This is a genomic window from uncultured Jannaschia sp. (genome assembly GCF_947494025.1).
Taxonomy (GTDB): domain Bacteria; phylum Pseudomonadota; class Alphaproteobacteria; order Rhodobacterales; family Rhodobacteraceae; genus Jannaschia.
In genome coordinates, this window is record NZ_CANLTQ010000057.1 from 1 (window position 1) to 6,712 (window position 6,712).

The following is a 6,712-nucleotide window of genomic DNA, read 5'->3' on the forward strand; positions in this document are numbered from 1 at the left end:
GATCTTGGCGAAGATGGAAGGACGGCCGGCTGTGCCGTCCGTTTCTACATGAGTGTCGGGTGTCGAGTGTCGCGTGTCGCTTCGCTCCATCGACACCCGACACTGACACTAGAGGCCTTCACGACAACCTCCCGGAGGGCTTACGACAACCTGCGAGAGGGTTTGCGACAACCTGCGAGAGGGTTTGCGACAACCTGCGAGAGGGTTTGCGACAACCTCTCGGAGGGGTCAGACAACTGATTGACGACAACTCAAGGTTCTGTTTGTTGTTGTTATATGAGGACGCTTACCTTGGCATCGAACGCCATCGCCCTTCGGGCTGACCGCCCATTGACCCCTGCCATGACGGCGACAGTCTGGGAGATCGCGTCTGCTATTGATGCCGCCCGTATCCCAGAGAATTCTGACAACGCGGTATGGATCACGGTTCCAGCCATGCAACTCCGTGGCGAGGGTGGACGTACCGATAACGTATGGCTGCGTGAGTGCCTTCGCCGACTAACCGGCGTACAGATTTCAGGGGCTTACCGAGGCGATCCCTGGGGGGCGGTAGTGCTGGCCGAATGGCGCATTGAGCAAGGCGGCAGCGTGGTGCGCTTGCTAATCCCGCCTGCGGGCGTCCATGCCCTGCGAGCTCCTGCAACTTTCTCGAAGATCGAAGCTACCGCAGCGCATCGCCTGACGGGACACGGGCGGCAGCTCTATGCGATCTTGGCAGACAAAAAGCGCCTTGGACGGCCTTTCTGGACCTTCGAACTGGAAGAGTTGCGCGCGCTCATGGGGGTGGACGACCGAAAATCCTATGAGCGGTTCAACACGTTCCGGCAGAAGGTTCTCGACCCCGCCGTTGAGGCGATCAACGACTACGGCACCGTAGTCGTCGGTATGTCGTTTATTAAGACGGGTCGATCCGTCTCGGCCGTACGCTTCGATTGGCAATGGAAGGATCCCCGTGAAGCCGGGGACACAGCCTTGGAGAATGATCGCCATAGCTTCGCGCGCAAGCGTAAACAGGACGACGATGATGCTCCGCCTCTAATCGAGGACGAAGACCAAGCTGAACCCGCACTGACGTGGTGGGGCCAGCTTCACCAAGCGGAACGGGACGATTGGGCCGAACGCGTCGGACGGACCTTCGAAGCTGGGGGCATGATCGTCCCCCGCCGCGACGCTGACCTAGCGCGCGCATCCTACGCTGCTGTTAACGCAGAGGCAGCTCAGGCCGGTCAGGGCTAGACCAGCGTTACAGACGGAGCGCCTGATGTCGAAAGCTTGTTCAGCTATTGCTGCGTAATATCGCCCATTACTCATTACTCATTACTCATTACTCAAGCAGGCAGAAGGCAAAGCGCCATGCTTTATCACGGATCGCCTTGATGCGGAAAAGCTCTGATCGAAGGAAGGTTATCTTCGAACTGAACAACCCTAGTTGTTCGTGGAGTGAGCAGGTTGGGCTCGGGAAAGCCCCGATCTTGTCGCAGGCCAAAACCGCCGAGACTTCACCATCTGGCGCGAACTCAACGGCGATTTGCCGTTCTTCGGTAACATGGTCGGCTTGATCCTTAACCCGGACCTCCTCAAAACCAGCCAGCATTCGGTCCGTCGTTTCAAATAGCGAAACGGTCAGCGGCTGTTTGACTGGCGCTGCAGCGAGGGCGGCCAGCGAATAGGCAGGCTTAGAGTACGCGAGCCCATCAACAAGCAGTGTGAAGTAGCTTTTACGATTGCGGAAATTCTGGGGCTCTTCGGCCGGCGACCCCGTCGCGATGTCAACCGCGAAGAGTTCCGTCTTGCCCACTTCACCCGAGGCACCGGGAATGAACGTTAACTCGTACTCGGGCCGATAGGTCATGGTCCGGGTCTCGGGCACGGCCCCGGCGATGGGGGGCGCGTCGTAAACTAGGATTTCGCTCGTGATTGGATTTTTGCCCCGGTAACTCTCGCAATCGCTTACCTCTTGCGAGAGTGCGTAGCCAGTGGCCATCGCCGAGATAGCGGCAAGAGCGGCGGTGATCCTAGTCGCCTCGACCAGGGCGCATTTGGCTCTTTCACAGCCCCCAGCCATACCCACGATCCCTATTTCTCTCTCTTTCCCTATCACGCTCGCGTTCCCGCGCTAACTCCCGCGTTCTTTCAGCAACGCGTTCACCTGCTCGATCAAGCGTCTCGTTAGTCGCACTTGCCCATCCAATACTTCGGTCAAGTTCCCCAAGGTTTCTTCCAGCGCGGTCTGCCTCTTTCTGAGCATTCCGATCTGCCCCGAGAAATGATCGGACGCCTTCGACAGCCGTTCGGCCGTATCGGCCGAGAGTGTCCCCGATCTCTCGCACGCGGTCGCCAAGCTCTCGAACTCGCGCAAGAGCGCGCGCTCGAAGGTCGTCAGGTTCTCCATCGCGCTCTACTCCTCCGGCAGTTCGATGCAGGGCAGGCCGTTGCAGACCTGCGCCCGGGAGCCTTCGGGACCGACGACGTACTCCCGCCCGGTCGAGCCGATCTGCAAGGTCACGCCACTCGTCTGGTCCAGCAGGTCGTCCAGCGCTCGACGCGCTTCGTACCTCTCTCGCAGCGCGGTCCTCAGATCGGACCGCGCCCAGGTCGTGGCCATCCACAGCAAGGCGAAGACTGCCAGGGCGATCACGGCCGAGCTCAAGGCGGTCCAGAGCGGCCAGAGCTTCTGCCGGGTCTCGATGGCGTCCATCCGGCGTCGCATGTCGTGCAGCCTGAGGTTCATATTCCTCTCCGTGTCGTCGAGCACGGCCTTCGACGATTTGTTCAAGCTCGTGGCGAGCTGCTTCAGCTCGGCCGTGGTCAACGCCTCGATCTCTCTCCGCTCCCCGGCCAGCCTCTCTTGCAACTGCGCGGTCAAGCTCGCTCGCGCGGGTCCAGTCACGCTCAAAAATACGCCCCTTCAGTCTGAACCGCGCCTCCGTCTCCGGATCGGCGGCTGTGATGTAATCCTTGCCTTGGCGCGGCACGGTGAAGCCCACCCCCTCGAGGGTGCGCACGATCCCGTCGCGGTCCTCGATCTCCCCCGCGGCGATGCGCTGTTCGAGGAAGGCCGTGACCGCCTCCCGGGTCTGCGCCCGCTCCTCGCGCTGGAGGCCCCTCTGGAGCGTGCGGGCGCGCTCGGGGTCGTCCGGCCGCGCCCAACCCTGCTCGTGGTTCCAGGCGTCCCTGAGCGGCGCGTAGGTGCGCTCCCAGCCGGGCGGTGCGATGTTCAGCGCCTTGCCGGTCGTCAGCTCCATGCGCGGCGTCAGGAAGTGCAGCTCGACGCGGCCGCCATCCGTGTGGCTGTGGCGCACCCAGGTGATGTCGTATTGCTCCGGGTCCATCCCGGCGAAGGCCACGCGCTCGAAGTCGTCTATCACCGCCCGCTGGTGGTCCGCGCTTGGCGCGTCCTCGCGGGCGAAGCTGATGACCCCGGTAGTGTAGGTCCACTTGCGGTCGATGCTGTCGATCAGTTCTCGGGTGCGCTCGATGTCGCCGCGCACGACCTCCGGCGCAGCCTCCTCGCGGCCCGGGCGGCGCCGGTCGACCAAGTAGGCGGCAATCGCGCCGCCCCCGCCGCGGCCGCCCATGAACTTGATCAGCACGGCGCGTCCGATCCGTGCTCGCTAGGTATGGAATGAAGGTCGGTCAGAACTCTCGAAAGGAGGGCCGCGACGATCACCGCCCGCGACCTGGGTTCGATGTGGTCCAGCTTCTCGGTAATCCTTGTGAGTTCTGTCTCTGGAAAGATGCGGCCCGCGAAGATGCCGGCATCGCCCTCGTCCAGATCCTCCATCAGCTTTGTGCCGCTCCGGATGGCGAAGAGATCCCGGATCAGGTCATGGTCGCCTCGGATGCGATCTAGCCAAACGCGATATTCCTCGCGCGACAGTCGAGCGGGCGTTCGCGCATGCCCCATGACGCTCTCGAAAACCGCTTCGTTGGCGGAGGCTTCTGACTGTCTGGACATTTCAAACGACACTTTGAGGTTTGTCGGCATGCGTCTCATGCGCCCGCCGCAGCGCCGTCAGCTCCCGATCCAGCTCGATCAGCCGCGCGACCACCGCAACCGTGTCGGCCGCCCGCTTCTCACGGTTGGCCCAGCGAGCGAGCTGGTTGAGGTTATTTCCGATCCGCGCCAGCTCGCGTAGGAGATCGGGATCGACGCTGCGTGGCTGGTGACGCCGCCGAATGGCTCGCACGCCGTCGAGGCCGTGGCGTACTAGTTCGGATAGCGAGACACCCCGCGCCTCGGCTGTTGCATGCCAGCGGCTACGCTGTTCCTCCGTCACTCGGATCTTGATCCACATCCGATCCTGTCCCGTCCCTCTCGTCTTGGCCCGGTCCCCCTGGACTGCCGCCCCCAGAAGGCTGGGCGGTTCAGGGGGACCGACCGCCCATCCGGGCGGTTCTCTTGGGGTCGCCTCCGGCGGCCCGGAGGGGTTCGAAGGGGAGGCAAAGCCACCCCTCGACAGCACTCCTGTGACCGCGCGTAGCGTGGCCACAGGAGTATGCTGGCTTAAAGCGTTTCAACAAGACCCGTTGTCTCTTTGATATTGCCTCATATCAGGCTGAATGACCTTGAAACCGGTGGATTGATCTTCCTAGGGGTTTCCGGCATCGTTGAGGAAACGGGTTGGAAGTCCACTCTGAACGGTTTCCAAAATGAGGAAACCCCCTATGAAACTCACCCTCAGCCAAGCTGCTCGGGATGTTAAGAAGTCCAAGGGGACGTTATCAAAAGCCCTGCATTCCGGTGCTCTTTCTGGTACCAAGACCGATGACGGTTCGTGGCAAATCGATCACTCGGAGCTAATGCGGTGGGTTTCCGCAGCCCGTCCCCGTGAACGGCCAGAGGACCGCTCTGAACGCCTTAGCAACCCCCCGGAAACCCCTGATAACGCGCCCGGTTGGAAGGCTCGGATAGCGTTGATGCAGGAGCGCTTGAACGATGCCACCGGCACCATCGCAGATCTTCGCAATCGCCTGGACGCCTCCGAAGCCGAGCGTCGCGCACTGAACCAGCAGCTCTTGGCAGCACCCCGTTTCGACAGGATGCCATCTCAGGAGCCTCCAGGAGCCCCGGAGAAGCCTCAGGAGCGGCAGCGCGGGGTGTTGGGGTGGCTCCGGCGCGCAAGGCACTAGACCCCCCTCACAGGAGTTCGCTGCCTCAGGCAGCTTCAGCCCCCTCCGGCTACGACGACTGGACTACGAGTAGGTCGCAGCTAGCGTAGCGGCAGTACGTACCCCGGCGCACTCCAGTTCGAGTCTTTTCGAATTGTCAGAGGCGCTTAAGTGAATAATTCTAGTTTGCGGTCTTTATTCGCTCCAACCGGACGTGATCGAGGCTTTCGGGCAATTCTTGTCCATCGTTGCTAAAGATCTCGAGGTACAACAACTGCCCATTCTCGGAGATCAGGTCGAACCGCACCACATCGTCGGATTCTTTGATGATACCGGCAACCGCGTTGCCGTACCGACGCGGTCGCTGTCGCGTTACAATGGGCTGATGCTCCGCAAAACCGACGAAAACGCCCATGCCCGTACGGCTACGCCGTTTGACATGCAGTTCATCGAGAATGTCGAGGTATGCGAACTCCTCCGTCTCAAGGATAAACTTGAGAACTTGCCGTTCGAACGTGCTCAAACCTGTCAATCAACATCCAATGTCGGTTAGATAGTGGGGCTAGTCGGTCAGTTCATCCTCATCAGACAGATCGAGGTCGCCGATAGGGGGTAGCTTGCCTCCGCACCAAGGGCAGAAGCCGATCTCGATCACGCTGCTGCCGCCATCATGGATGATGAGGCCGTAGCCGCCACGAACTTGTTTGATGAGAGCATCCGGGCAGTCCGAGCGATCGGCATGCTGGTCGCAGGTGCGATCTAGATCGGCAGCCATTTGACTACAGCAGTAGTCGGTCATGATCCTACTTTCAGCCTCACCGGTGGTTGGCCACGTCCGCTTCCAGGAGCATCCGGACGTAGCGGGTATAGGGGATACCGCTGGCCTTGGCCTTGGCCTTCACGGCGTCGAGCAGCGAGGACGGAAGGCGCATGTTGAGCGAGGCGGCCTTCGGCTCGATTTCGAACTGCATCGGCTTGAAGCCCGACAGGTCGTACTGGGTCAAGTCCGCCGTCTCCACGAAGGCTTCCGCTTCGGCGTCGCTCCGCAGCGAGGGCATCGGCTTAGTCTCGGGCTTCATAATGCGCGATCTCCTTCTGGTGCATGTACCGGGCGCTGATGGGGCGGAGCCTGGTCTGGCCGTTCACGTCGCGGAGCATGAACACCACGAACACATGGCGTCCGGCGACGGTCTGTCCGATGCCGCGCATGCGCGGCTCCTCAGGGTAGGAATCCTCCATTACGGTCGGAGACCCCATCAGGACCTCCTCGATCTCTTCCTGGGATACGCCGTGCTTGCCGCATTTCGGCCAGTTGCCCTTGTCCCAATCGAACCCCGCAATCTTCATTCGTGACGTACCTACTTTTGTCTACACAAATGTAGTGCAAGGGGTCTGCCTACAACAACGGCTAGTTCAGTGACCAGACGCAAGTGAATTGCTTCACCTTCCCCTCCCTGCCTGACCCACCCCATCCGGTTAGCGTTCCGCTTGTGAGAAGTACGACGATGCCCTGCAACGGCTGCGATCTTGGCGAAGATGGAAGGACGGCCGGCTGTGCCGTCCGTTTCTACATGAGTGTCGGGTGTCGAGTGTCGCGTGT

At 61.2% G+C, this 6,712-nt stretch carries 11 protein-coding genes and 1 pseudogene; 3 read left to right on the forward strand and 9 right to left on the reverse strand.

All coding sequences use genetic code 11. From position 1 onward, the window contains the following. The first annotated feature begins 291 nt into the window (after positions 1-291). Positions 292-1,236: a replication initiation protein gene (locus Q1B08_RS20460; protein ID WP_299656822.1), complete on the forward strand. Its 945-nt coding sequence runs from the start codon at positions 292-294 to the stop codon at positions 1,234-1,236. 88 nt (positions 1,237-1,324) lie between these two features. Here Q1B08_RS20460 and Q1B08_RS20465 read toward each other — a convergent pair whose 3' ends face one another. From Q1B08_RS20465 to Q1B08_RS20490, 6 genes and pseudogenes are all read right to left on the reverse strand, one after another. Beyond that, positions 1,325-1,852, reverse strand: coding sequence for a hypothetical protein (locus Q1B08_RS20465; protein WP_299822977.1), 528 nt, complete (start codon positions 1,850-1,852; stop codon positions 1,325-1,327). Between the two features lie 264 nt (positions 1,853-2,116). Beyond that, complete coding sequence (locus tag Q1B08_RS20470) at positions 2,117-2,392, reverse strand: hypothetical protein (RefSeq protein WP_299656828.1); 276 nt, start codon at positions 2,390-2,392, stop codon at positions 2,117-2,119. 6 nt (positions 2,393-2,398) lie between these two features. Beyond that, on the reverse strand, positions 2,399-2,731 hold the full coding sequence (locus tag Q1B08_RS20475) for a hypothetical protein (protein ID WP_299822980.1): 333 nt from the start codon (positions 2,729-2,731) through the stop codon (positions 2,399-2,401). A 202-nt stretch (positions 2,732-2,933) separates the two neighbouring features. Then, positions 2,934-3,578, reverse strand: a pseudogene (locus Q1B08_RS22205) (relaxase/mobilization nuclease domain-containing protein); the annotation flags it as partial. Between the two features lie 8 nt (positions 3,579-3,586). Next, entirely contained in the window at positions 3,587-3,988 is a 402-nt protein-coding gene (locus tag Q1B08_RS20485) for a hypothetical protein (RefSeq protein ID WP_299656837.1), read from the reverse strand. Continuing rightward, positions 3,960-4,298: a MobC family plasmid mobilization relaxosome protein gene (locus Q1B08_RS20490; protein WP_299656840.1), complete on the reverse strand. Its 339-nt coding sequence runs from the start codon at positions 4,296-4,298 to the stop codon at positions 3,960-3,962. The genes Q1B08_RS20485 and Q1B08_RS20490 overlap by 29 nt, the downstream gene beginning before the upstream one ends. Positions 4,299-4,668: 370 nt before the next feature. Between Q1B08_RS20490 and Q1B08_RS20495 the strand changes: the two genes are divergently transcribed. Next, on the forward strand, positions 4,669-5,133 hold the full coding sequence (locus Q1B08_RS20495) for a hypothetical protein (RefSeq protein ID WP_299822985.1): 465 nt from the start codon (positions 4,669-4,671) through the stop codon (positions 5,131-5,133). A 193-nt stretch (positions 5,134-5,326) separates the two neighbouring features. Next, a complete protein-coding gene (locus Q1B08_RS20500) occupies positions 5,327-5,665 on the forward strand; it encodes a hypothetical protein (RefSeq protein ID WP_299656843.1) in 339 nt (112 codons plus the stop codon). A gap of 9 nt (positions 5,666-5,674) precedes the next feature. Here the strand turns inward: Q1B08_RS20500 and Q1B08_RS20505 are convergent, their stop codons facing one another. From Q1B08_RS20505 to Q1B08_RS20515, 3 genes are read right to left on the reverse strand one after another with little or no spacing between them, the layout of a single operon-like run. Next, the gene (locus Q1B08_RS20505) at positions 5,675-5,911 is read right to left on the reverse strand and encodes a hypothetical protein (protein ID WP_299656846.1); all 237 of its coding nucleotides are present in this window, start codon (positions 5,909-5,911) and stop codon (positions 5,675-5,677) included. A 16-nt stretch (positions 5,912-5,927) separates the two neighbouring features. Further along, positions 5,928-6,191 (reverse strand): BrnA antitoxin family protein, encoded by a 264-nt coding sequence (locus Q1B08_RS20510; protein WP_299656848.1) that lies wholly within the window; start codon positions 6,189-6,191, stop codon positions 5,928-5,930. Then, the gene (locus Q1B08_RS20515) at positions 6,175-6,459 is read right to left on the reverse strand and encodes a BrnT family toxin (RefSeq protein WP_299656851.1); all 285 of its coding nucleotides are present in this window, start codon (positions 6,457-6,459) and stop codon (positions 6,175-6,177) included. Before Q1B08_RS20515 ends, Q1B08_RS20510 begins: the two co-directional genes overlap by 17 nt. Between the last annotated feature and the right edge of the window lie 253 nt (positions 6,460-6,712).